This window comes from Leptospira selangorensis (assembly GCF_004769405.1).
GTDB lineage: Bacteria > Spirochaetota > Leptospiria > Leptospirales > Leptospiraceae > Leptospira_B > Leptospira_B selangorensis.
In genome coordinates, this window is the sequence record NZ_RQES01000019.1 from 221,741 (window position 1) to 245,230 (window position 23,490).

A 23,490-nucleotide genomic window follows, 5' to 3' on the forward strand; every position below is an offset into this window, starting at 1 on the left:
CGTCGCCTGAAAATAGGTTGAAAACCCTAAAAAAACCGCTTTCTTTTCGGAACTTTTAGAAAAGGTTTGGAAAATTCTTCCAGCTAAGTTGCTCTAATTGAAAAGACTCGTCGGATGAATTAAGCCAGTTAAAATGTTCGGACCCACGAAAGAAAAAAGCGAATCATCCGCGACGATTGGCGAATCGGACAAAATTCTCATTCTGGACGATGCACCTGAAAACTGCCAGCTCGTAGAAAGGATCCTTAAAAAAGCAGGATACGGGGATGTGATTTCCACCCAATCTCCCGAAACCGCCTTGGAATGGTTAGGCCTACAAGGAAACCCTGAAAACAAAAAAGATATTTCACTTTTACTTTTGGACATTCTTCTACCTGGAGGAATGAACGGTTTGGACATTCTTCGTACCTTAAGTTCTAAGGAAGAATTTTCGGACTTACCTGTTATTATCATCACTGCAATCCATGATACACAAACCTTGGAGTCCGCTTTTGAATTAGGTGCAATCGATTACGTTACAAAACCTTTTGATGCTCATGAATTAAGAGCAAGGGTTCGATCTACTTTAAGACTTCGTCATGAGATGCTCCAAAGAAAACAAAGAGAAAGAGACCTAGAAGAGATTACGGACAAACTTTCGGAAGCGTATCAAACTTTGCTTAGAGTCTCTAGAACAGACGGTCTGTCCGGAATTTGGAATAGAAGATTTTTCGACGAGATCTTAGAAGTAGAATGGAAGAGAGCATGTCGTTCCGAAAAACCGATCTCTTTACTTTTATTAGATATAGATTTTTTCAAAAAGTATAATGATACATACGGTCACCAAGCTGGGGATGAATGTATCCGTCAGGTTGCAGGTGTTTTAAAAAATACTGCAAGAAGAGCAGGGGATTTTCCCGCTCGTTATGGTGGAGAAGAGTTTGCGGTGATCTTGCCTGAAACCGATTCGGAGAAAGCGATGATCGTGGCGGAGAATATCCGAACTCGCGTCCAAGAACTAAAGATCTCTCATGAAGCTTCCCAAACTTCCGAATTTGTTTCCGTGAGTATCGGGATCAGCACTCGTATGTCCGGAAAAGATAAAGAAAGCAAAAAGTTTTTGGAAGAAGCAGACAAGGCACTCTATAAATCCAAAGAAGATGGAAGAAATAGAAGCACTGTCTTCAAAGATTAAACCATTGGGCTTAGGACCAACCGGGGTCTTATTTCATCTTTTTTTCTTAGATTGTAACGAATCTTCTTCATTTTTTTCCTAAAATTGGAAATTTGTTTGCATCGCACTAAGTCTTATAACTTAATAAACGATATATAGAGATAGAAATGGCTATATTGGATAAAATAGTACAGGAATTCAAAACTAGGTTTTTTGAAACCGTAAAGGTTCCGGTGCAGGTGCATTCTTCTTCCGGAGATTTTCAAGCTACTTGGGAGGGCATCCAAGGTACGGCACTTAGCTTTACCTTAGATCGTTTTCATCCGGATCCGGAAGGAAGCAACGCTGTAATCGAGATACGTGTTCCTTTTTGGAAGGAACCGTTATTATTCTCCGGAAAACTTTTGGATAAGAAAGTGGTAAAATCCAAATCTTCTGAACGGATTACGGATACTGTTTTGGTATTCGAATCGGAACTTTCTGAATTTTTAAAAAAGAATCTTCCAAAGATAGATCTAACACTTCCTAAAAAGTAATTTTACTTTTTAGGAAGATCTACTTCTAAGATCATCGCCGCATGATCTGAAAGAATAGGATCTTTTTTCACTGTGAGTTTTTTGAGTTTGGATTTAAGCTCGGGAGTCACGAAGAAGTAATCGATCCTCCAACCTTTATTATTCCCTCTTGCTCCGGCTCTGAAAGTCCACCATGTATATTCTTGTTTAGTCGGATATAATTCCCTAAAACTGTCTACCCAACCTGTGGAAAGAAATTTAGTCACCCAGGCTCTTTCTTCCGGAAGGAAACCGCTATTCTTTGCATTTCCTTTCGGATCATGTATATCTATTTCAGTATGAGCGATATTTACATCACCGCATAGAATGATATTGGAATGTTTCTTTTTTAACTTTGCGGAAATTTTTAGGAATTCATCCAAAAATCTCATCTTGGCAGCTTGCCTTACGTCACCTGTGGTTCCAGAAGGAAAATATACTGTCCAGATAGCGTATGAATCGAATTCGACGAGGACACTTCTTCCTTCTTTATCGAATTCATCCAGGCCCAATCCATACGTTACTTTTTTAGGTTCTTGTTTGCTCCAAATAGAAACTCCAGAATAACCTTTTTTAACAGCGGAATGGAAGTATGCCTTGTATCCCAGTTTTTCCCAAATTTCCGAACTGAGTTGGTCCGGTTGTGCCTTTGTTTCTTGGAAACATACAAAATCGGGTTTTTCGGAAGAGATTACATCCCCTAGGCCCTTACCCCAGGCGGATCGGATTCCATTACAGTTCAGACAGAAAACTTTCATAGGCGTTTAAGAGTTCCCAGGATTTTCGGGATGCTAAGTCCGGGCAAAGAAAAAAAATGTCCGTATGAGCATTCGTATCAGGGAAGTAGGCAAGGATTTTTCCTTAGAACCCATTCTCCAGAGAGCAAAGCAGGATCTAAATGATACTTTGGCCCTGGTACGTCCCATTTTGGACCAAGTGAAAGAAGGTGGGGATAAGGCAGTTTATGAGCTCACCCAAAAATTCGACGGACTCAAACCTGAAAAATTGGTTCATCCAGTCTCGGAATGGAATGGAAAAGTGGACCCGGAGCTTAAGGCCGCATTAGAAAAGGCCAAAGAGAATATTGAAACATTCCATAAGGCTCAAATTCCTCCCAACCTAGATGTAAATGTCTCCGGAAATACATTAGGAATTCGTTATACTCCAATAGAGTCTGTGACGGTATATGCTCCCGGTGGAAAAGCATTATATCCTTCTACCATTTTGATGGGAGTGATCCCTGCGAAAATTGCGGGTGTAAAACATATTCAGATAGTTACTCCTCCACAAAAAGATGGGATCCCTGACGGATTGTATGCTGCCGCAAAAATTGCAGGCGCGGATGCGATCGTAACTGTGGGTGGTGCGCAAGGAATTGCGGCCGCATCTTATGGAACGGAAACGATCCCTCGTTCCGAATTTGTGATCGGACCTGGGAACAAATTTGTGACTGCTGCAAAAGTTTTATTAAGCGGACAAGGTGTGATCGGAATAGATAGTCCCGCCGGTCCAAGTGAAGTTCTTGTGATCGCAGACGATTCTGCAAATCCAAATTGGGTAGCGGCAGATCTACTTTCCCAAGCAGAACATGGAGAGGATTCCGCAGCAATTCTTTGCACTGATTCTTTGGAATTTGCAAAAAAAGTCTCTGCTGAAATAGATAAGGCATTAAAAGAAAGACCTAAAAGAGAATCTATCAAAAGAGCATCGATAGAAAATGAAAGTTGGATATTAGTTTTTCCTAATTTAGAAGAATGTGTAAACTTCTCTAATCTGTATGCTCCTGAGCACCTGGAGATCCAAACTAAAAATTATCAGGAATTATTCAAAAAGATCAAACATGCGGGCTCCGTATTTTTAGGGCCTTATTCTCCAGTTGCCATGGGGGATTATATTAGCGGAACAAATCATATTCTTCCTACAGCAGGGGGAAGTAGGATCTTTTCTTCCCTAGGTGTTCTTACTTTTTTAAAAAGAGTGACCTACCAAGAGGTGACCAGGGACTCTTTAGAAAAATTATATCCGTACGTAAAAGTTCTCTCCGAATTCGAAGGTTTGGATGAAGAACATGGAAATTCAGTAAAAGTGCGTCTTTCTCAAAATAGTAAACCATGATCGTATCCAAGGATCCAAACGAAGTCAGAAACCAAATACTCTCCTGGAAGTCCGAAAAACTTTCAGTGGGTTTTGCTCCTACCATGGGATTTTTGCATGAAGGGCATTCGAATTTATTCGTTCGTTCGGCTTCCGAAAATTCCAAAACAGTGGTTTCTATTTTTGTAAATCCCGCTCAATTCAACGATCCTGAAGATTATGCAAAATATCCGATCAATACGGAAGGTGATTTAGAAATTTGTAAATCATCCAAGGTGGATCTTGTATTTTTACCGGACAAGGATACGATGTATCCGGGTGGGATCCCTAAAGTAGAATTACGTATTCCTCATTTGATGAAAAATCTGGATGCTACTACTAGGCCTGGACATTTTGAAGGTGTTCTTTTGGTCCTTTCTCGTTTATTCCATATAATTCCTGCGGATCGTTCTTATTTCGGTAAGAAGGATTACCAACAATATCTGGTTGTAAAAGATTTTGTTAGAGCACTCGGTTTTCCTATGGAGATCATAGGAGTGGATACGGTTCGCTCCCCGGAAGGTTTGGCACTTAGTTCCAGAAACGCTCGTTTGACCGGACCTGAAAAAGAAGAAGCATTACTATTAATCCGAGCTTTACGTTTGGGTGAAAGCCTGATCCGACAAGGGGAAAAAGATCCTGCAGAAGTTCTGACAGTGATGAAAGATGTCTTAGATTCTTCTTCTAAAATACAAACGGATTATCTGGAAGTATTGGATGCGAATACATTAGAAGAACTTTCTATTCTAAAGGGAGAAGTGCTTCTCGCTGTAGCTGCCTTTTTAGGGCAGATAAGATTGATCGATAATATAACCGTAAAGGTATCTTGATTTAATATGGCTAAGTCTGTTTCCACTCAATCCGATTGGAAAAAATCTCTGGAGGATCTTTTCTCTTCTGCAAAAGAGAATGTTAAAATTTCTTCCGTTCCTAATTCAGTTCACTCTCTTCTATCTTCCGTTATATTCCAGTCCCAGAAAAATTCCAAAATTGTAATCTCTCCCACGAACACAGAATCGGAGTTTTTATATAGGGAATCTTTAAGTTATTTAGAGCCGGATCTGGTTTGTTATCTTCCGGGCCAGGAAGTTTTGCCTTACGAGTATATGCGGTATCCGGGGGAAATGAAAAGAGAGAGGATACAGGCTCTCGCTCGTATCTTATCCGGAGAAAAAGTTTTAGTATTCACTTCTGTTTCCGGATTTTTGAAAACTCTTCCGGAAGCTTCCGCCTTGATGGAAAGGTCTTTGTCCGTAAAATTAGGGCAGGAGATCCAACCTGAAAATCTAATGAGAGATCTTATCCGACTTGGCTATCACAGAGTGGATATGTGCCAAGCATTCGGTGAGTTTAGTTTGAAGGGAGGAATCTTGGATGTATTTTCTTCCTTCTCCGCTGATCCTATTCGGATCGATTTTTTCGGAGATGAAATAGAATCCATTCGAACATTTGATCCGGAAACCCAGAGATCTTTGGAAAATCTGGAAGAAGCATTTTTACTTCCTGCAGATGAATTTATTCTGACGGATTCTCAAAAAGAGCAGTATAGAAATCTGATCACAAATGCAGACAAATCTCTTCATTTACCTGAGATCCCGGATGATGCAGGCGGGACTTATTACGAAGAATTGATTCCGATGGTCCGGGAAAACAAGGGAATATTATCTTTTTTTAAATCTAAACCTGGCCTAATTTTTCCGGATCCTAATGGGGCAAAAGAAAGATATTCTCATCTATTGAGAGAATATGATGCTTTATACGAAAAAAGAAGTAAAGAGATCTTATGCGCTCCTCCTTCTTTTCTTTTAAGAGATAAAGACGAATCTGAAATTTTAGAAAACCTAACCGGTATTAAATTTACACAACTTCCACCAAGTAAGGGAGAAGATCTGGTCTGTCCTTTGCATCAGGCTCCTTCTTTTAAAGGAAAGATTAGAGAAGTCCGGGAAAAACTGAAAGATTTGAAAACGGAAGGCGAATGGAAGATCATCCTTACTTCTTCATTCGAGGCTCAAACCCAAAGATTATTAGGACTTTTCGAATCGGAAGGAATTCGTTTATTAAACCAGGAAGCTTCCGAACCTGAACCTATTCTTCTCCCTAATAAATCGAAAGAAGAAGTGTATTTAGCGGTTTCTGAAATAAGAAACGGTTTCTTATGGGAAGACGAAAAACTTTTATTCTTATCGGAGAATGATGTATTCGGAAGGGAATACAAACGTAAGACCAGGTTCAAAAAACAGAACAGCAAGGCCATCCAAAGTTTTCTAGACCTGAAAGAAGGGGATTTCGTGGTTCATGTAAACCACGGGGTCGGAAAATTCCTCAAAATAGAAAGAGTAAATGCGGGCGGAAAAGAAAGGGACTTTCTAAAATTAGAATATTATGGCGGTGACACGTTATTTGTTCCTTTGGACCAGATTTCTTTGGTCCAAAGATTCATAGGTGGGACCGAGAGACCAAGATTAGACAGTCTTGGTAAAAGTACTTGGAAAAAAACAAAGGACAGAGTCCAGAAAGCGGTCGAAGGTCTCGCGGAAGATTTGGTCCATATGTATTCCAATCGGATCAAATTACAAGGGTATGCTTTTCCTCCCGATACAATTTACCAAGAAGAGTTCGAAGCTGAATTCGAATACGAGGAAACCCCTGATCAGATTGAAGCGATAGAAGCCGTTAAAAAAGATCTAGAATCTATAAAACCTATGGATCGTCTGATCTGCGGAGATGTAGGTTACGGAAAAACGGAAGTTGCTATCCGTGCCGCATTCAAGGTGGCGATGGCTGGCAAGCAGATTCTGATGCTTGCTCCTACCACAATCCTTGCCTTACAACATTATAATAATATGAAAAAGAGATTTGAGAACTATCCGATCACTGTGGAACTCGTTTCTCGACTTAGGACTGCGGCGGAGACTCGAGACGTTCTGAAACGTTTTGCTTCCGGAAAAGTGGATATGCTCATCGGGACTCATGCGGTTTTGGCAAATTCAGTCCAACCTAAAAATCTGGGATTACTTATCATAGATGAAGAGCAAAGATTCGGAGTGAACCATAAGGAATCCATAAAGAAGATCAAAAACCTTGTGGATGTTCTGACTTTGACTGCGACTCCGATACCGCGCACGCTTCATATGGCTTTGACCGGGATTAGAGAACTTTCTATCATTGCGACTCCTCCTAAGAATAGACAAAGTGTGGAAACGTATGTGATCGAAGAGGACGAAGAGGTCCTAAGAGACGCAATCCGCACGGAACTTGCTAGAGAAGGACAAGTATTCTATCTTTATAATAGAGTAGAATCTATTGAACAAGAGACTAAAAGATTAAACGAGATCGTACCTGAGGCAGCCATCGGAGTTCTTCATGGCCAGATGACTGAGGACGAGATCGAAGAAACTTTGGTGGATTTTTACGCGCGTAAATTTGATATTCTGGTCACCACTACCATCATAGAATCCGGGATTGATATCCCAAATGTGAATACTCTGATCGTAAAAAGAGCGGATCTATTCGGTCTTTCTCAATTGTATCAGATCCGAGGCAGGGTAGGAAGAAGTGACCGAAAAGCGTTTGCATACCTTCTTCTTCCTAAAGACAGAGTGGTAACGGAAGATGCCGAAAAACGTCTGAACACAATCTATGAATACCAAGAACTAGGTTCCGGATTTAAGGTTGCGATGAGAGACTTGGAGATCCGGGGAGCGGGAAATCTTTTAGGCAAAGAACAATCCGGTGATATCATGGAAGTGGGCTTCGATCTGTATGTGCAGATGTTGGAAGAAGCGATCGCCAGGATCAAAGGAGAAGAAGTCAAAATCGAAGTTCGTACTGCTATCAATTTGGATTCTAACTTCTTCATACCTGAATCTTACATACCGGATACAAGACAGAAAATAGAATTTTACAAACGATTTGAAGGCGCAAGAGACCTGGACGAAATAGAAGAAGTCACCCAGGAAATGACGGATCGATTCGGTGAGCCTCCGGAAGAGGCGAAAACTTTCTTAATGTTGGAGAAGATCAGGACCTTGGCGTCTGTTTTAGGCTTTGAATCTGTATCCGAGTTAGGGGAGGAAATCCGACTAAAATTAGGAACACATTTCTTAGGCAGTTATGACAAAATCGTAAACTTGATCTCCGCTCGGATGGGTCTTACCATGAATCCTAGAGAACCGAATGTCCTAATATATGTTCCGGGGAAAGCCAATCAAAAGGACAAACTTGTGAAACTTGTGTACTTCTTAACGGAAATGTTACCCGACAAAAAGTAATGGACGCCAGGCCCGGTTCTCCTATTTTTTGCGTAGGAATTCCAACACAGATGAAAAAGCTATATTTCTCACTCACTTTACTCTTATCTTTTTTCTCATTCGCTTATTGTGGAGACGGGACTCCGGTTATCGAGTCCATCGACGGCAATAAGATCACTACTGCAGGTTTTGAAAGTGCATTCGACACAGCTTTAGATACTTTAAGCCGTACTCAAAACATCGAAAAAAAGAACGTTATTAAATTTTTAACCGAAGAAGAAAGCAAAGTTCCTCAAAGCTTTCTTCAACTCAGAAACGAGTTCAGAAAAAGAAAGTTTTTCGATCGTTATCATGAGATGATGGTTGTTAAATCGGCCGCAGACAAAAGTGGTTTCAGCAAAAGATCCGATATTAAAGAAATCTTAAAGTTCCAAGAGATGCAGTTGATTTACGGAATGTATATCGCCGAGCAGATCGAATCCAGAATTAAGATCACCGAGCAAGAATTAAACCAAGGTTGCCAAGAACTCCGTACTAAATACAAACAAGCAGAGTCTCTAACTTTGGAGCAGTGTTATGATGCTGCAAGAGCTCAGATCAAAGGCAGAAAATCGGAAGAAGTTTATAAATCTGTTCTAGATAGAATTAAAGAAACTGTCGCTATCAAACATAACGATAAGTTCGATCTTGAAAAATATCTAGATAAAGAATTTAGCTTCCCTGAATTGAGCAAGGAAGAGGCTCCTAAAGCCGAGGAGACCAAGGCTCCGGAGATTACTCCTCCTACACCGGCTCCTGAAGCTACTAAGTAAAAAAAGAAATTTTTCAACGATTTGAATTCATATCTAAACGCAATCTTCCGTAGCGTAATTGAAGCGATTACGGAATTCTTACCGGTGTCCTCCACAGGACACCTTTTCTTATTTTCCTCCTTCTATCCTTTTTCAGAAGGAGCGGATTTTGACGACTTATTCGATATATTCATCCAAAGTGGAGCGATCCTATCAGTGGTTGTTCTATATCGGGAAAAGTTCTTAGATCAGGGAAGATCTGCAGTACGTTACCTTCTCCGCAAAGAGGAAAACAAGGAAGGCTTCCTATTTTTAACCAGAGTTACGATCGGATTTTTGCCTATTATGGGTGCTGGATTCTTATTTAGAGGATTTTTAGATAAGATCAAAGCAAGAGAAGATATTTTGGCGATTTTGGGAGGAGCTTGGCTTGTTGGAGGAATTTTGATCCTAGCCTCTGAGTTCTGGTTCCAAAAAAGAGAAAAGATCAAAACAAGCGAGCCTATCGGAACAAAGGATGCAATTCTAATCGGTATTTTTCAATGTTTAGCCCTGATCCCTGGAGTTTCCAGATCGGGAGCAACAATAGTGACCGCCAGATTTTTAGGAAAGGATACCAGAAGTTCCGCAGAGTTTTCCTTCTTCGTTGCAGTCCCAGTTTTATTCTTAGCAGGAGCTTATAAATTATTCAAACATAGGTCAGTGTTAAATTGGGAGAATTTTCCTATCTTAAGTTTGGGTTTTGTTCTTTCCTTTTTACTTTGTTTTTTCGTGATCAAATGGTTCCTTAAATACTTACAAACCCATTCCTTTACCGGGTTTGGCTGGTATCGGATACTTCTTGGGATCTCAGTGCTTTCCTTCTACAAATTAGTGATGCAGGGCTGACCTTACACAATAGTGTGGCTTAGATCGGAATGCGCCCCTGGATCCGAAATTGTCTATTTTTACTTTTTTTGCCTACCTTGCTATGGGGGCAGCCGGTCGACCTAGGCCCTCGGGGTTCTGCGGGTGATACCAACTCCGAAGACGATACCCAAAGGTCGGTTGTTAAGACCAGAAACCGCCTTTTAAACAAATCCATCGAAGTTCTGAGCGAAAGAGAAGTGGATGAGCAGTTGGAAAACCTGGGTCTGTCCAGAGAAGGTTCCATCTACACTAGACGTAAAAGATTAAAAGCCGCTTTAGCGGAGAAGGAAGACAATAAGCCCGATTTCGCCGCGTTAGCCGGAACATCTAAGAAAGATCTACCAATGGTAATCGAGAACGCCGCAGAAGGTGAACTCATGAGAGTGGACCAAACTAAGGGCGGAGTATTGGTCTTAAGAGGTAGAGTTCGTATCAAACTTAGATCAGGAAGTCTGGAAGCGGAAACAATATCCGTGGATTCGGATCGCCAAGAAGTGTATGCAGAAGGCGGGATCAAATTCGAGGACGGCCGTGCAAAGATCACCGGGGATAAATTCATCTATGATTATAGATTGGATAAGGGTGTTGTCTATAATACTAAGGGCACAGTTGCTCCCGCATATTTTTTCGGAGAGAAGGTCAAAAAATTAGATGATAAACGTTACATGTTGGAGATGGGATATTTCACATCATGTAATGCGGAGAAGCCACATTATTCTTTCAAAGTAGATAAGGTAGTGCTCTACCAGGATAGGACTGTTGTTGGAACTAACGTCAGATTCCAGGTAGGAGGTACAACGGTATTCTGGCTTCCTTTCTTCTATAATAATAATTTAGGGAACGGTTGGACCACTCAGGCGGGTAAGAATAATACCCAAGGTCTATTCCTCCAGAACTCTTTACAATGGTCTACGATCCCAACCTGGTCTTGGACTCCAATGGGTTATAAGGCTCGTGCAGACTTCTACGAAAAAACGGGACAAGCCTTCCAGCTGGAAATGTGGAGGCAAAGTGTTAACCTAAACTATTTGATAGATATCGGTTTCGCAAATCATAAGGCTTATCAAATCACTTCCGGTTTTGAGGATAGATTTGCAAATTACGGTTTAGGTACGAGTGCTGTCACCAACCAAGTGGATAAGGGAAATTATTGGGGAACCAATATCCCTAATATCGGAGAAGATAGAGATCCATGGTGGAAAGGTAGAATATTCTTAAATTCTAAAATGAATAACACGGAGAAGGACGTTACTCGAAACCTTTCCGTTCAATATGAGAATTTTACAAACCGTTTATTCGAATACGAATACGGAAATAGATATCAGCCAAGCAATAGTTTGCAGTCATTATATACGTTCAGAGATGTTCGTTACGGTTATGTTCGTAACAACTTAGAATGGAAATTGGATTATACGGAGAATAGGGGAGATCTTTCGGTTAATATCAACATGAAGAGAAATATGCTCTTCTATAACCTTTCTCCTTTTAACAAATCCGGTTATTTTCCTACGGTGGATGTTCTTCCTTCCGTTACGATCAAGAATAGTTCCGAAATCGCTAGACTTCCTTATTTTGAAACTCCTGTATATTGGGATGTGTATTTAACGAATACATTGATGAGATTCTACGGAGTTCCTACCCAAGAAAAATTGAAAATCCCTACCTCCGACGGGAGTTATGATAATCCGAACGGTGACTATAAGGAAAACCTTCTTAGGACCCAAAACTTCTTACAGGGTGAGACAGGATTTAGGACTTCTATGAATTTCGGAAGTTATGTGTCCTTGGCTCCGAGCGTTTATTACGGTGCTAAAAAACAATCCGCTCAATTACCTGCAGGAAGTGCGGATACTGTTAATACAAACTTCACTTCCTTAGAAAGAAGTTTGGCAAGGGATAGTTATCAATATTTCAGAACGAATACCAATTTAAGAATTGGTGCTCCGATCTTATTCTTTAATACAACTTATCGTAAATTAGAAGCGGAGAAGCCTGACTTACAAGATCCGATCCTCATGAAAAACCGCCAACATGAGATGGAATTTTCTTTGGAAAGTTATGCTCTGGAGAATTTTGAAATTTCTCTTAGAACGATCCGAGACCTGAGAACCTTTTCAGACGAATACCAACCTCAACCTACGAGCCAGGAAAGATGGTATTATACAGTATTCCGTTTTGCGGGTTATATAGACTTCTTGGAAGGATTCAGCAAAAGAAAAAGGACCCTTCTGGAAAGAAAAAGAAGTTTTTACACTGGATTATTCTTCAATAACGATTTTGTGTATCATACACCTCTGCATCGTCCTTTATCCAATAACTTTACCTTATCTTATAAGATGGGTGGATTTAGGCTTCCTTTCCTAAGATATATTCGTGAGTTGGAAGTAGGTGGGACCTGGTATCATATTTATTATGCTTCTATGATGGATAATTATAGGATATATGCTAAGGCAAGTATAGATATCACTAGAGAATTCGGTTTTGAGGCAGAGATAGATTCTAGGGTAACCGAACCTTGGAGATATACGAACCAAACGGACAATTATTATTACCAAAGATATATCCTGAATACGGATCCAACTTCTCCATTCACTTCCATGAATATGAACTCTACAAATTTAGGTCAGGATCTTATCAACGGTTCCGGGATAAACGGAACCCAAGCAAGACAAACCACTGCTATGAACGTAAACCGTGCGATGGCAGTTTTAAAGTATAATCTACACACCATGAATTTCAGATTAGGTCTAAGTAGTGATCTTAGATCCGTACCTGGGGGAACTACCGGAGCGAGTCAGGTGACTTTTTATGACCAATCCATATTTTTCTCCATATCCTTGACGGATTTCAGTTTGGGTCAGGAAGATTCTGCCCAACTTTCCAGGATCCGTTTGTTCAGATTTAGAAAACGTCCTCTTAAGACAGGTTATACGGAAGGAGTCGAGTCGGAATAATATGCTGAAAGAAAGAAGCCAAACTTTTAAATTATTATTCGTCTTCTTGGACCTGATCTTCTCATTGGGAAGTTGTGTATTCGCGTTCCTTCTTCGTTTTTATATAGGAGATCCTACAGGAGTAGATAGATCTTATATTGATCTAGGAAGTTATTTTATCCTTGGTTCTGTTCTTTCCATTTCGCAAGTAATCGTTTTCTTATTCATAGATCTGTATCATCCAAGAAGAGGGTTATCTTTCTTGGATGAGTTCCTTGCGATTTTCGGAGGAGTATTCTTAAATTTACTCTTCGTATTGTCCATGTTATTCTTCTTTCGAGGCGATTTCGGAAGCGAAAGATTTTCTCGTTCCTTCATTTTAGTTTTTGCAGGGACAAATATTTTTTCTATCGGGCTTCTTCATCTTCTTGCCCGCCAATTTTTAAGATATCTCAGAAGTAAGGGATACAATTTACGTAGAGTACTTGTGATCGGAACAAGAGAAACAGCGGCTCGTTTTGCAGATTCTGTTCAAAGACATCAAATCTACGGATACGAAATTATCGGCTATGTAAGCTCGGGAAATTCTAAGGCAATCCGTAAAGACATGGTACTTGTCGGAAAGACTGATAAGATTGAAAAAGTTTTATCCGAGATCAAACCTGACCTGGTTGTTTATGCTTTGAATAATGCGGAAGGTGATTGTCTGGAAACCGTTTTGGATGCATGTGATACGGAAGGTATCGACTTAAAAGTAATTCCCGGTTTTCAAGAATTCATTAAGGCGAAAGGAAGAGTGGATGAGATGGATGGCCTTCCAGTCATTTCTATCCGAAACATTCCTGTTCGTCTAGGTTATAACAGAGTTATCAAAAGAAGTTTTGATATTTTATTTTCTCTTTTCTTTATCAGTCTTTTTTCCCCCGTATTTTTGATCATTGCACTTCTCATCAAATTAACTTCCAGAGGGCCTGTGTTCTATCATCAGGAAAGAGTGGGTCTGGATAATAAAAGTTTCAAGATGCTCAAATTCAGAAGTATGGTTGTCCAAACTAAATCCCAGTCGGAGACCACCTGGACAGTCCAAAATGATCCAAGAGTGACCGGGATTGGTAAGATCTTGCGTAAGACCTCCCTTGACGAAATACCTCAGTTTTTTAATGTGCTTTTAGGAGATATGTCCGTGGTGGGTCCAAGGCCCGAAAGACCTCATTTTGTCGAAAAATTCAAAACGGATCATAGACATTATATGAGAAGGCATGCGGTCAAGGCTGGGATTACCGGTCTTGCACAGGTCCAGGGTCTGAGAGGGGACACTTCTATCGATGATAGGATAGATGCGGATATCTACTATATAGAAAACTGGTCTCTTTGGTTGGATATTAAAATCATCCTGCTTACACCTTTAAAGGGTGTAATGGATAAGAACGCCTATTAAGGGAAAAAGGAGAACGAAGGCCGTGAACCTAAACGAAGAATCCCTTCAAAAAATCGCAGAGTTATCTAGGCTCAAAATTGATCCTAAGGATATCCAAAACTTCCTTACGGATTTTAATAAAGTGCTGAATTATGTGGATACGATCACAGAGTTAAATGTGAGTTCCGTATCCGACGAGGACCTATATCCTAACGAAGGAAATTCACTTCGCGCGGACAAGACGGTAGAAGGTTTAAATCGTTCTCAGATAGAATCTTTCGCACCTAGCTTCCAAAATGGATACTTCGTAGTTCCAAAGGTGATCGAAACATGAAAGAACTTTGGAAATTAAAATATTCTGATATTAAAAAAGGTTTAAATTCGGGAGAATTTACTCCTATTGAATTAGCCCAATCTTTGGTCTCTCGTATAGAGGCAGAAGACTCTAAAATTAAGGCATTTCTTTCTTGGGAAAAAGAAAGTATCCTAAAGGCCGCCGCAGAAAGTACTGAAAGAAGAAAATCGGGCAACCCTCTCTCCGAGTTTGATGGAATTCCAATCGGAGTGAAGGATAATATCTGTATTGAAAATACGATTACTTCCTGCGCTTCTAAAATTTTAGAAAACTACCGTTCTCCATTTCATGCGACTGCTATCGAAAAACTTTTGGCAAAAGGTTTTGTTCTGATCCCAAGAGCGAATATGGATGAGTTTGCAATGGGTTCTTCTACTGAGAATTCAGCGTACCAGGTTACAAAAAATCCATTTGATACCGCAAGAATTCCTGGTGGATCTTCCGGAGGATCGGCTGCTGCGGTTGCTGCTTCTTTTGTACCTGTTGCATTAGGTTCTGATACTGGTGGATCCGTTAGACAACCTGCATCTCTATGTGGGATTTACGGTTTAAAACCTACTTATGGAACCGTTTCCAGATATGGGCTTGTGGCTTATGCATCAAGTTTGGATCAGATCGGTCCATTATCTAAGGATATAGACGGGATCATTGATGTGTATTCGGTGATCTCAGGAAAAGATCAAAGAGATGCTACTTCTAAAAATATTCCCGCATTCGATCCTTCTAAGGTAAAAGAACTTCCTTGGAAAGGATTGAAAATAGGTAAGATGAAGATCACTTCCGAAATAGAACCCGATATTGCGAAAGCATACGAGTCTCTTTTAGCGGAATTAGAATCCAAGGGTGCTCAACTTGTAGACCTGGATTTTTCACTTCTTTCCAATTCGATTCCGATTTATTATATTATCGCTACTGCAGAATGTTCTTCCAACCTTTCCAGATTTGATGGGATCCGTTTCGGACAAAGAAAAGATCCAAGCGGTAAACTGGAAGATCTATATGTAACAACTAGAAGTGAAGGTTTCGGGAAAGAAGTACAGCGAAGGATCCTACTCGGAACATTCTCCTTATCCGCTGGATACTACGACGCGTATTATGGAAGGGCACAGAAGGCTCGGGTTTTGATCAAAAAAGAATATGAAGGTTATTTTTCCAAAGTGGATCTGATCCTTCAGCCTACTTCTCCAACTACCGCGTTCAAGGTTGGAGAAAAAACTTCCGATCCGATCCAAATGTATAAAGCGGATATTCTTACTACTTCCGTGAACCTAGCTGGAGTTCCTGCAATGTCTGTTCCGATCGGAACGGATTCGAAAGGACTTCCGATCGGTTTACAGATCACGGCTCCTGCTTTACATGAAGATAAAATATTCGGTTTTGCTAAAATGATCTCCGACTGGGCTTCTAAAGTAGAATTGCCTGAAACGATCAAATGAGTGAGCTCGCCGCGAGAATTATTCCCTGCCTTGATATTAAAGACGGCAGGGTAGTTAAAGGAGTAAATTTCGTAAATCTTGTGGATGCGGGAGATCCCGTAGAGTCGGCAGTGGTTTACGAAAAAAACCTCGCGGATGAGTTATGTTTTTTGGACATCACAGCTTCCAGCGATAAAAGAGATATCCTTATACATTTGGTAGAAGCTGTTGCAGAAAGGATATTTATCCCTTTCACAGTAGGTGGAGGAATTCGCACCTTAGATGATGTGAAAGCTGTTTTGGAAAAGGGAGCAGATAAAGTTTCCATCAATACTGCCGCTTTCCAAAATCCGGACCTTCTTCGTGCCGCTGCTGAAATTTACGGCTCTCAATGTATCGTATGCGCAGTGGATGTAAAATTCCATCCTGACAGACAAAGATATGAAGTATTCCTCCACGGAGGAAGAACTGAAACAGGAAGAGACGCATTAGATTGGGGAAAAGAAGCCCAAGAAAGAGGAGCCGGAGAAATTTTACTTACTTCGATGGATCGCGACGGAACCAAAAAAGGTTTCGATATCCAACTTCTAAAATCATTTTCTTCTAATTTAGAAATTCCTATTATTGCAAGCGGTGGCGCAGGCAATCCTGAACATATGGTAGAAGCTATATTAAGGGGAAAAGCAGATGCAGTACTTGCTGCATCCATTTTTCATTTTGGAGAATTCACCATCCAAGAAACGAAAGAAAATATGAGAGAAATGGGGATTAAGGTTCGGCTCTAAAGTCAGTTCCTATCGGCTACCTTCTTCCTACGGGATGCTACTAATAATCGTAAAAACTTCGGCAAACACATTATTAAAATGTGTTTTCACTGCGGTGAGTCCAGTGCCTGTTCCGCCTTCATTCCTAAAAGACATCTGAGAATGGTCCATATTGGTAACAGTATGTTGTGTTCCGGCCCTTCCGTTCAACAATGCAGAAGCTAAAGGAACAATGCCGTCGGAGTTATTAAAAGGTGGTGTGCCGGCAGTAATCACTGCACACGCAGCTCGATAGGTAGTACCGTGCACATTGTCGCTACAATTTCCAGAACCCATGTCTCCACCATATACGGTCGTGATTGAATCCTTGGAAGTATTTGCGATCATACTTTCTAAAAAGAAATTAAATGCTTGGTTGGTTCCATCCGTGATAGGCGGGGAAATGGCAGTCACACCGGCACTGAGCCCGTTCGTATAAGCAAGACCTTGTCCACCAGGAGTGTCCGTCATAAACTTGATAATAGTTCCGATGGAGCTCAAATTTCCGGTATATTGGGGAGAAGAGTAGGGAGATCCGTAATATGGAGTTCCTAAACTTACAATATGATCTATCACATTCTTAGTATTATTCGGATGTTGGATTGCGGCTCTAGAAACTAACCCTCCCATGGAATGCGCCACAACTACAACCTTGTCGGAAGAAGTGAAAGCAGCATTTAAAGAATCTATAAACCTTCTGCCATTTATTTCTATATAGTCGGAGGTCCTATAAGTAAAAACATAGATTTCGAAAGTATCATATACACTTGTAGAGCCGTAACCACTTGGAAGATCTGTGGTCTGAGTGATAAATGCAAGTCCTTGGTTCCAGGTTCCAAGTAGGTTTGCTACCTTCTTATTAAAATCGGTAGGAAGATCTGTTTGTCTTTCTGCAAAGTCCCAACCGTGAATGAGAACGATTTTTGCTTTGGAATTATTCCGCTGAAAATATGGATCCTGGAAATATAGAGGGGAAAGGCTGCCTACTGCCATATCCGGAAATACGGTGGAAAATTTATATAAGGCATGATTTTGTTCTGCAAAATAACTCGAAACAATGTAATCCTTGATTTGCTCTGCTACTGATTTGTGGTCGGGAGGAGTGATCCTGTCTTGAACATAATCACAGTTCCAAAAGGATAAAAGTGTAAAAAATAAAACTAGAATTCGGAAAGATAAAAATCTTTTCATACTAAAAGACCTAAATACTATTTCAAAGTCACATGAAGTAAGGATGTAGGAGTTCCTACAGCGTAATAAACTAAAGGTTTAAACTACATGTTCTAGAAAGTTTGGTATCAATCCTAAAAAACCGCAAGCTAGAATTTGATGGATGTAGTTCATTAATATCGTAACAGAAAGGAAATAAATGTTTGAGTAAGATTTACTTCGGTCGGTTTTTTAAACGATCCAGTACAATCCCTGTGGCAACTGTCACATTTAGTGAGGAGATATGACCATGAAGTGGAATACGAACTGTAAAATCGGATTTTTCCATTAAGATCCTTTTTAGACCTTCTCCCTCATTTCCCATCAGGATCACTAATTCTTCCCAAGCGGGAATTTTGGACCAATCTTCCGTTCCTTTATCGGAAGTGGAAACTACCCAGAAATTTCGTTTTTGCAATTTTTCTAATATTTGTGCGAGGTTCCCGACTTTAAAAACATTTAGATATGCGAGTGCACCTGAGGCAACTTTTTCCACTGCAGGAGTGATACCTGAGGAATCTCTATCAGGAATGAGAACTGTTTCGACTCCGAAACATTCTGCTGTTCTTAAAATATTTCCGAGGTTACCCGGATCTTGGATACGATCCAAAACAAGAATAGGACCCTTACAATTTTCCAGATGAGAATCGAACGATTTTTTATCCCCTTGGTGGAGTTGTATCCTAAGTGCAAGCACCCCCTGGTGATTTACACCGGGAGCCATTTTGTCTAACTTACTGGGAGAAGCTTCTTTGATCAGAAGTTTGTCTCCTAATTCGGATAAAATTTCTTCTAATTCTTTTTTGGCTCCGGAAGTTAGCCAAATTTCTTGGAAGGAAAGTTCTGAACCTTTTTCGAGATGTCTTTCCAGAATCTCTCGGATATTCCTTCTTCCGTAGATATAATCCTGGCGGCTCATTTTCTTTTCCAGCGAAGACCTTCTTTTGTGTCTTCTATTATGATCCCTAATTCGTTCAATTTATCTCTGAGTCTGTCTGATTCCGCAAAGTTTTTGTTTTTGCGCGCTTCCTGTCTTTGTCTCACGAGTTCATCTATCTCGGAGTCTAAAACTTCTACCTTTCTCTCGAAATTTAAGATCCCTAAAATAGAATCTATTTTATAGAACAATTCCAATCTTTTCCAAATTTCATTTTCATTCGGAGAGTTTTGGTCTAAGTATTGATTCGAATCTTTTACCAATTCAAAAACGGATGCCAGAAATTTAGAAATATTTAGATCATCTGCGAGACTTTCTAAAAATTCATCCCAGGTTCCTGGTGCTACATTTTCCTGAGCCTGGAATATTTTTCCCGACTTGGATAATTCTTCTAATAATCGATTGATACAGTTTTGGATCTTAGAAACGGACTGTGAAGCTTCTTCTAATCTTTCTTTTGTGAAGTTTAATTTGCTTCTATAATGTGCAGAGAGTAGAAGGAACCGGATATTTCGTGGTTCTGCTCCTTCTTTTACCAAGTCCCTCAAGGTGAAAAAGTTTCCCTTGGACTTGGCCATCTTTTCTCCGTTCACGAGTAAATGTTCGGAGTGTAACCAATATTTTACGAAGGATTCTTCCGGATAAGCTCCTTCACTTTGAGCGATCTCATTTTCATGGTGAGGGAAGGTGAGGTCCACACCTCCCGTATGTATATCCACTCCGGAACCATATACGTCGCGTACCATTGCGGAACATTCCAAATGCCAGCCTGGTCTTCCGGACCCTATCTCAGTTTCCCAAGCAGGTTCTCCATCTTGTTTCGGGAATTTCCAAAGAACAAAATCCCTTACATCGTCCTTCTCGTATTCGTCCGTATCGTAACGAGTACCTGTTTTCATCCCGCTTACATCAATTTTGGAAAGTTTTCCGTAATTTTTGAATTTAGAGATAGAATAATACAAACTTCCGTCTTTTTCGTAGACTAATCCCTGGTTTTGAAGATGTTTTATGATCTCCACCATAGAAGGAATGGAGTCAGTTGCCCTAGGATAATGTTCTAGTTTTTGAATATTCAAAGATTCTAAATCTTCTTGGAATGCTTTTACCCAAGGTTCGGTAAATTCTCTGATCCCTTTACCTTGCGCTAAAGATTCGCGGATGATCTTATCATCGATATCGGTGATATTCATTGTCATATCCGGTTTATAACCGAATGCGATTAAGGCCCTTCTTAGAAGGTCTACGAATAAGAATGCACGTAAATTCCCTAAATGAGCGAAGTTATAAACTGTAGGTCCGCAGGAATATACTCTGACTCTATCTGGAAACTCCGGACGAAATACTTCTTTGTTTCCGCTAAGAGAATTATGAAAACGGATTTCTTTCATTCAGGGAACAGGATCTCTTTCGAGAATTCCAAATTGGCCAAATTCTGTTTGTCCCCTGCGACACCTGCTTCATTTCCTTCTGTAGGATATACCTGCATTCTTTTATCGCAGACTAAATGATTGAATAATGCAAATACGGATTTTGGATGAGAAACCTTATCTTCCATTCCGACTGAAACCAGAGTAGGGATCTTGATCTTTTTGGAAAAATTCAAACTATCAAAATAAGAAAGATTCTTTTTTACCTGAGCTTTTTTGGATTTTGCATTAGCGATCTGCTCCGAAACTTCTTTGGACCAGCTAGTTCCTAGTTTTAATTGGGTATCGTCTACATGGCAAAAATTAGGAGTTTCTAATATAAGTGCTTTTACTCTCGGAGAATTCGCGGCACCGAATAATGCCATCGAGGCGCCGATCCCTTTTCCGGCCAGAATGATCTTATCTCCATCAATCCCATCAGTAAGTCTTAAAAATTCGATCGTGCGGATTACATCTAAGTAATTTGCTTTTAAGAAGAAGGATTCTTTTGCCTCTAATCCTTTTCTATAATATCCAGGAGTCCAATCAGGGTCAGGAATTTCCCCTTCTTTCAGAACCGGACGGATGAGTTGCGTGCCATGACCTCTTAGGTCTAGGATGAGTTGTGCTACTCCAGCTTCCGTCAGACCTTTAATAATTTGAGGTCTGTCTTTTGCATAATCGTGGAAATATACGAGGACAGGAAGATCTCCTCTTTTTCTTGGGATCACCAAACTTCCGGTAAGTGTTGCGTTCCCATAAGATTGAAAAGAAATATCGTAGATGGTTTCTTTTAAAATGGTCCCTTTGAGCAGGGCCTTGGTTTGGTTTTTAACCGGAAAACCTTTGAGTTCTCGGATCGACTCCGCCCAAAAATCGTCCAAATCCGCTGGAGGTGAGAAGGGAGGATAGGTCTGGAAGCACTCGTCGAAACTGATAGCCATCAGAGATACATCGTTTTCATTTCAACGGGGGTGTAAAGTGATCTTTTGCGGAATACAATGTCTGTAGAAGAAGGACTGAAATTGTCATAGGTCCTACACCTCCCGGAACAGGAGTATAATGGGAGGATTTTTCCCAGGCTTTGGAAATTTCAATGTCTCCCACGTTTCCAGCGTTATAACCGGCATCCAATAATACTGCTCCGGGTTTGATCCAGTCCGCTTTAATAAATTCAGGTTTTCCTACGGCGCCCACTACGATATCCGCTTGGGCCACGATCTCAGGTAAGTTTTGGGTTCTGGAATGACAGAGTGTAACAGTTGCGTTCATTTCCGTAAGAAGCATCGCCATAGGTTTTCCCAAAATAGGAGAACGTCCTACAACCACTGCTCTTTTTCCTGCGGGATCAATCCCGTATTCTTTTAAAAGAAGAACCATACCGTACGGAGTGCAAGGAAGATAGGTTTCCACTCCCATGGACAATTTCCCGAAGGACAATGTAGTAACTCCGTCCACATCCTTCTTCAAATCGATCCGATCGAATGCAGCTCTTTCGTCTATTTGAGGAGGTGTAGGATGTTGTAGAAGAATTCCGTGAGTATCCGGATCCGCATTCAGGCGATCAATGACTGCAAGTAATTCCTGGGTGGTGGTAGTTTCAGGAAGTTCAATTTTTTCGGAGATCATTCCCACCGCATGGCAGGACTTAACTTTCATATTTACGTAAGTGGCAGAAGCAGGATCGCTTCCGACCAGGATCGTTGCGAGTTTCGGGGGCTTTTTTCCGGAAGCCGTAAGAGTTTTGATATCTTCGGCGATAGAATCTTTTATCTTTTGGGAAAGTTTTTTGCCATCCAGTAAAATCGCAGTCATGGGTTCAGGATTTAGCTTCCGGTCCCGATGTCATCCGAAAATAATCCTTTTCAGTCGGGTAGAATGCTTAAAATAGGATCATGTCCGAAGTTTCCACCATTGACCTAAATCGTTTGCCGGAACATGTAAACCAAACCGTACGTATCCAAGGTTGGGTTCACGGTTTGAGAGGATCTAACGCCAGACAATTTTTAAGTCTGAGAAATTCCGGAAAAATCCTACAGGTGCTTGCGGAGAAAGAAATTCTGGGAGAAGATCTATTCACCGAGATCAAACACCTAAAACAGGAAACTTCAGTCGAGGTAATCGGCAAATTAGTGGAGAATGAAAAATCTCCCATAGGATTCGAACTTGTACTTTCTTCTTTTAAGAAGGTAGGAGAATCGGACAATTATCCGATCACACCCAAAGAGCATGGGATAGACTTCTTACTTTCTCAAAGACATCTATGGTTACGCTCTAGTAAGCAGCTTGCTATTATAAAAGTAAGAAGTGAACTTTCTTATCAGATCAGAAAATATTTTCACAGCAATCAATTCACTTTAATTGATACTCCTATCTTAACCGGTTCCATAGGAGAATCTGCAGGAACATTATTTTCCACGGAATACTTTGATCTCGGGAATGCATATCTTGCTCAAACTGGACAATTATATTTAGAAACAGCAATATTCGCTCATAATAAAGTATATTGTTATGGGCCGACATTCAGAGCGGAGAAGAGTAAAACCAGAAGGCATTTAACAGAATTCTGGATGGTAGAAGCAGAAACCGCATTTTTAACACATGCAGAAAATCTAAAATTACAGGAAGACTTCGTAAAAACTGTGATCCGGGAGACTGTGGCAGCATGCGCTCCGGAACTAAAAGTTTTGGAAAGAGATCCTGCGCCGTTGTTGGACTATATCTCTAAACCATTTGCTCTTATCGATTATAAAGAAGCATTGGAATACCTTCAATCCCAAGGAGAAGATATCACTTGGGGAGATGATATCAATTCGGAAAGAGAACAGATGCTTTGCCAAAAATTCGGTGGGCCTGTTTTTATCCAAAAATATCCGAGAGAAGCAAAAGCATTTTATATGAAGGTCAACCCAGAGGATCCAAGAACAGTTCTTAACGCCGACTTGATCGCTCCGGACGGGGTGGGGGAGATCATTGGCGGTTCCGAAAGGGAAGAAAGTTACGAAAATATCACTAAAAGGATAGAGGAAGAAAACCTTCCTGTTGAATCTTATGAATGGTATCTGGAGCTCAGAAAATACGGTTCCGTTCCGCACTCAGGTTTCGGTCTTGGGACGGAAAGACTAATCGCCTGGATCTGCGGATTACAACATGTTCGAGAATGTATCCCTTACCCTCGTATGATGGAGAGATTGTATCCATAGGTAAAAAAAATCGCAGAAA

Annotated in this window: 19 protein-coding genes; 13 read left to right on the plus strand and 6 right to left on the minus strand. The window is 40.6% G+C overall.

The features are described from left to right. Positions 1 to 133 precede the first annotated feature (133 nt). Both EHO58_RS16110 and EHO58_RS16115 read left to right on the plus strand, forming a co-directional pair. Positions 134 to 1,174 (plus strand): GGDEF domain-containing response regulator, encoded by a 1,041-nt coding sequence (locus EHO58_RS16110; RefSeq protein WP_135680613.1) that lies wholly within the window; start codon positions 134 to 136, stop codon positions 1,172 to 1,174. 146 nt (positions 1,175 to 1,320) lie between these two features. After that, a complete protein-coding gene (locus EHO58_RS16115) occupies positions 1,321 to 1,689 on the plus strand; it encodes a hypothetical protein (protein WP_207797648.1) in 369 nt (122 codons plus the stop codon). A 2-nt stretch (positions 1,690 to 1,691) separates the two neighbouring features. Here EHO58_RS16115 and EHO58_RS16120 read toward each other — a convergent pair whose 3' ends face one another. Beyond that, positions 1,692 to 2,465, minus strand: coding sequence for an exodeoxyribonuclease III (locus EHO58_RS16120; protein WP_135627080.1), 774 nt, complete (start codon positions 2,463 to 2,465; stop codon positions 1,692 to 1,694). A 64-nt stretch (positions 2,466 to 2,529) separates the two neighbouring features. Here EHO58_RS16120 and hisD point away from each other — a divergent pair, with 64 nt between their 5' ends. The 10 genes from hisD to hisF are packed head-to-tail and all read left to right on the plus strand — an operon-like array spanning position 2,530 to position 16,698. Continuing rightward, the gene (gene hisD / locus EHO58_RS16125; RefSeq protein ID WP_135680614.1) at positions 2,530 to 3,822 is read left to right on the plus strand and encodes a histidinol dehydrogenase; all 1,293 of its coding nucleotides are present in this window, start codon (positions 2,530 to 2,532) and stop codon (positions 3,820 to 3,822) included. Then, complete coding sequence (gene panC, locus EHO58_RS16130; RefSeq protein ID WP_135627078.1) at positions 3,819 to 4,670, plus strand: pantoate--beta-alanine ligase; 852 nt, start codon at positions 3,819 to 3,821, stop codon at positions 4,668 to 4,670. The genes hisD and panC overlap by 4 nt, the downstream gene beginning before the upstream one ends. A gap of 6 nt (positions 4,671 to 4,676) precedes the next feature. Beyond that, entirely contained in the window at positions 4,677 to 8,114 is a 3,438-nt protein-coding gene (gene mfd, locus EHO58_RS16135) for a transcription-repair coupling factor (RefSeq protein ID WP_135680615.1), read from the plus strand. Positions 8,115 to 8,164: 50 nt separating this feature from the next. Beyond that, the gene (locus tag EHO58_RS16140; RefSeq protein WP_135627076.1) at positions 8,165 to 8,905 is read left to right on the plus strand and encodes a lipoprotein LipL31; all 741 of its coding nucleotides are present in this window, start codon (positions 8,165 to 8,167) and stop codon (positions 8,903 to 8,905) included. Positions 8,906 to 8,926: 21 nt separating this feature from the next. Beyond that, the gene (locus EHO58_RS16145) at positions 8,927 to 9,772 is read left to right on the plus strand and encodes an undecaprenyl-diphosphate phosphatase (RefSeq protein ID WP_135680616.1); all 846 of its coding nucleotides are present in this window, start codon (positions 8,927 to 8,929) and stop codon (positions 9,770 to 9,772) included. Positions 9,773 to 9,801: 29 nt separating this feature from the next. Further along, on the plus strand, positions 9,802 to 12,747 hold the full coding sequence (locus tag EHO58_RS16150; RefSeq protein WP_135680617.1) for an LPS-assembly protein LptD: 2,946 nt from the start codon (positions 9,802 to 9,804) through the stop codon (positions 12,745 to 12,747). A gap of 1 nt (position 12,748) precedes the next feature. Beyond that, positions 12,749 to 14,164 (plus strand): undecaprenyl-phosphate glucose phosphotransferase, encoded by a 1,416-nt coding sequence (locus EHO58_RS16155; protein WP_135680618.1) that lies wholly within the window; start codon positions 12,749 to 12,751, stop codon positions 14,162 to 14,164. Positions 14,165 to 14,186: 22 nt separating this feature from the next. Further along, entirely contained in the window at positions 14,187 to 14,477 is a 291-nt protein-coding gene (gene gatC, locus EHO58_RS16160; protein WP_135680619.1) for an Asp-tRNA(Asn)/Glu-tRNA(Gln) amidotransferase subunit GatC, read from the plus strand. Then, positions 14,474 to 15,934 carry an Asp-tRNA(Asn)/Glu-tRNA(Gln) amidotransferase subunit GatA gene (gene gatA / locus EHO58_RS16165; protein WP_135680620.1) on the plus strand — a complete coding sequence of 487 codons (1,461 nt, stop codon included), beginning with the start codon at positions 14,474 to 14,476 and terminating at the stop codon, positions 15,932 to 15,934. The genes gatC and gatA overlap by 4 nt, the downstream gene beginning before the upstream one ends. Next, the gene (gene hisF / locus EHO58_RS16170) at positions 15,931 to 16,698 is read left to right on the plus strand and encodes an imidazole glycerol phosphate synthase subunit HisF (RefSeq protein WP_135680621.1); all 768 of its coding nucleotides are present in this window, start codon (positions 15,931 to 15,933) and stop codon (positions 16,696 to 16,698) included. Before gatA ends, hisF begins: the two co-directional genes overlap by 4 nt. Positions 16,699 to 16,725: 27 nt before the next feature. Here hisF and EHO58_RS16175 read toward each other — a convergent pair whose 3' ends face one another. From EHO58_RS16175 to folD, 5 genes are all read right to left on the minus strand, one after another. Next, complete coding sequence (locus EHO58_RS16175; RefSeq protein WP_135680622.1) at positions 16,726 to 17,907, minus strand: alpha/beta fold hydrolase; 1,182 nt, start codon at positions 17,905 to 17,907, stop codon at positions 16,726 to 16,728. 193 nt (positions 17,908 to 18,100) lie between these two features. Beyond that, positions 18,101 to 18,844: a 23S rRNA (guanosine(2251)-2'-O)-methyltransferase RlmB gene (gene rlmB / locus EHO58_RS16180; protein ID WP_135680623.1), complete on the minus strand. Its 744-nt coding sequence runs from the start codon at positions 18,842 to 18,844 to the stop codon at positions 18,101 to 18,103. Beyond that, positions 18,841 to 20,250, minus strand: coding sequence for a cysteine--tRNA ligase (gene cysS / locus EHO58_RS16185; protein WP_135680624.1), 1,410 nt, complete (start codon positions 20,248 to 20,250; stop codon positions 18,841 to 18,843). The genes rlmB and cysS overlap by 4 nt, the downstream gene beginning before the upstream one ends. After that, positions 20,247 to 21,212 (minus strand): acetylxylan esterase, encoded by a 966-nt coding sequence (locus EHO58_RS16190; protein ID WP_135680625.1) that lies wholly within the window; start codon positions 21,210 to 21,212, stop codon positions 20,247 to 20,249. The genes cysS and EHO58_RS16190 overlap by 4 nt, the downstream gene beginning before the upstream one ends. A gap of 16 nt (positions 21,213 to 21,228) precedes the next feature. Next, positions 21,229 to 22,083 (minus strand): bifunctional methylenetetrahydrofolate dehydrogenase/methenyltetrahydrofolate cyclohydrolase FolD, encoded by an 855-nt coding sequence (gene folD, locus EHO58_RS16195; RefSeq protein ID WP_135680626.1) that lies wholly within the window; start codon positions 22,081 to 22,083, stop codon positions 21,229 to 21,231. Between the two features lie 80 nt (positions 22,084 to 22,163). On the opposite strand from folD, the gene asnS reads away from it, so the two are divergent. Beyond that, positions 22,164 to 23,471: an asparagine--tRNA ligase gene (gene asnS / locus EHO58_RS16200; protein WP_135680627.1), complete on the plus strand. Its 1,308-nt coding sequence runs from the start codon at positions 22,164 to 22,166 to the stop codon at positions 23,469 to 23,471. Positions 23,472 to 23,490 lie beyond the last annotated feature (19 nt).

Coding starts and splice junctions, on each gene's coding strand:
- EHO58_RS16140 (WP_135627076.1), top strand. CDS start 8,165: ATGAAAAAGCTATATTTCTCACTCACTTTACTCTTATCTTTTTTCTCA.
- asnS (WP_135680627.1), top strand. CDS start 22,164: ATGTCCGAAGTTTCCACCATTGACCTAAATCGTTTGCCGGAACATGTA.
- EHO58_RS16190 (WP_135680625.1), bottom strand. CDS start 21,212: ATGGCTATCAGTTTCGACGAGTGCTTCCAGACCTATCCTCCCTTCTCA.
- mfd (WP_135680615.1), top strand. CDS start 4,677: ATGGCTAAGTCTGTTTCCACTCAATCCGATTGGAAAAAATCTCTGGAG.
- EHO58_RS16175 (WP_135680622.1), bottom strand. CDS start 17,907: ATGAAAAGATTTTTATCTTTCCGAATTCTAGTTTTATTTTTTACACTT.
- EHO58_RS16150 (WP_135680617.1), top strand. CDS start 9,802: ATGCGCCCCTGGATCCGAAATTGTCTATTTTTACTTTTTTTGCCTACC.
- hisF (WP_135680621.1), top strand. CDS start 15,931: ATGAGTGAGCTCGCCGCGAGAATTATTCCCTGCCTTGATATTAAAGAC.
- cysS (WP_135680624.1), bottom strand. CDS start 20,250: ATGAAAGAAATCCGTTTTCATAATTCTCTTAGCGGAAACAAAGAAGTA.
- rlmB (WP_135680623.1), bottom strand. CDS start 18,844: ATGAGCCGCCAGGATTATATCTACGGAAGAAGGAATATCCGAGAGATT.
- gatA (WP_135680620.1), top strand. CDS start 14,474: ATGAAAGAACTTTGGAAATTAAAATATTCTGATATTAAAAAAGGTTTA.
- EHO58_RS16115 (WP_207797648.1), top strand. CDS start 1,321: ATGGCTATATTGGATAAAATAGTACAGGAATTCAAAACTAGGTTTTTT.
- EHO58_RS16155 (WP_135680618.1), top strand. CDS start 12,749: ATGCTGAAAGAAAGAAGCCAAACTTTTAAATTATTATTCGTCTTCTTG.
- EHO58_RS16120 (WP_135627080.1), bottom strand. CDS start 2,465: ATGAAAGTTTTCTGTCTGAACTGTAATGGAATCCGATCCGCCTGGGGT.
- folD (WP_135680626.1), bottom strand. CDS start 22,083: ATGACTGCGATTTTACTGGATGGCAAAAAACTTTCCCAAAAGATAAAA.
- panC (WP_135627078.1), top strand. CDS start 3,819: ATGATCGTATCCAAGGATCCAAACGAAGTCAGAAACCAAATACTCTCC.
- hisD (WP_135680614.1), top strand. CDS start 2,530: ATGAGCATTCGTATCAGGGAAGTAGGCAAGGATTTTTCCTTAGAACCC.
- EHO58_RS16110 (WP_135680613.1), top strand. CDS start 134: ATGTTCGGACCCACGAAAGAAAAAAGCGAATCATCCGCGACGATTGGC.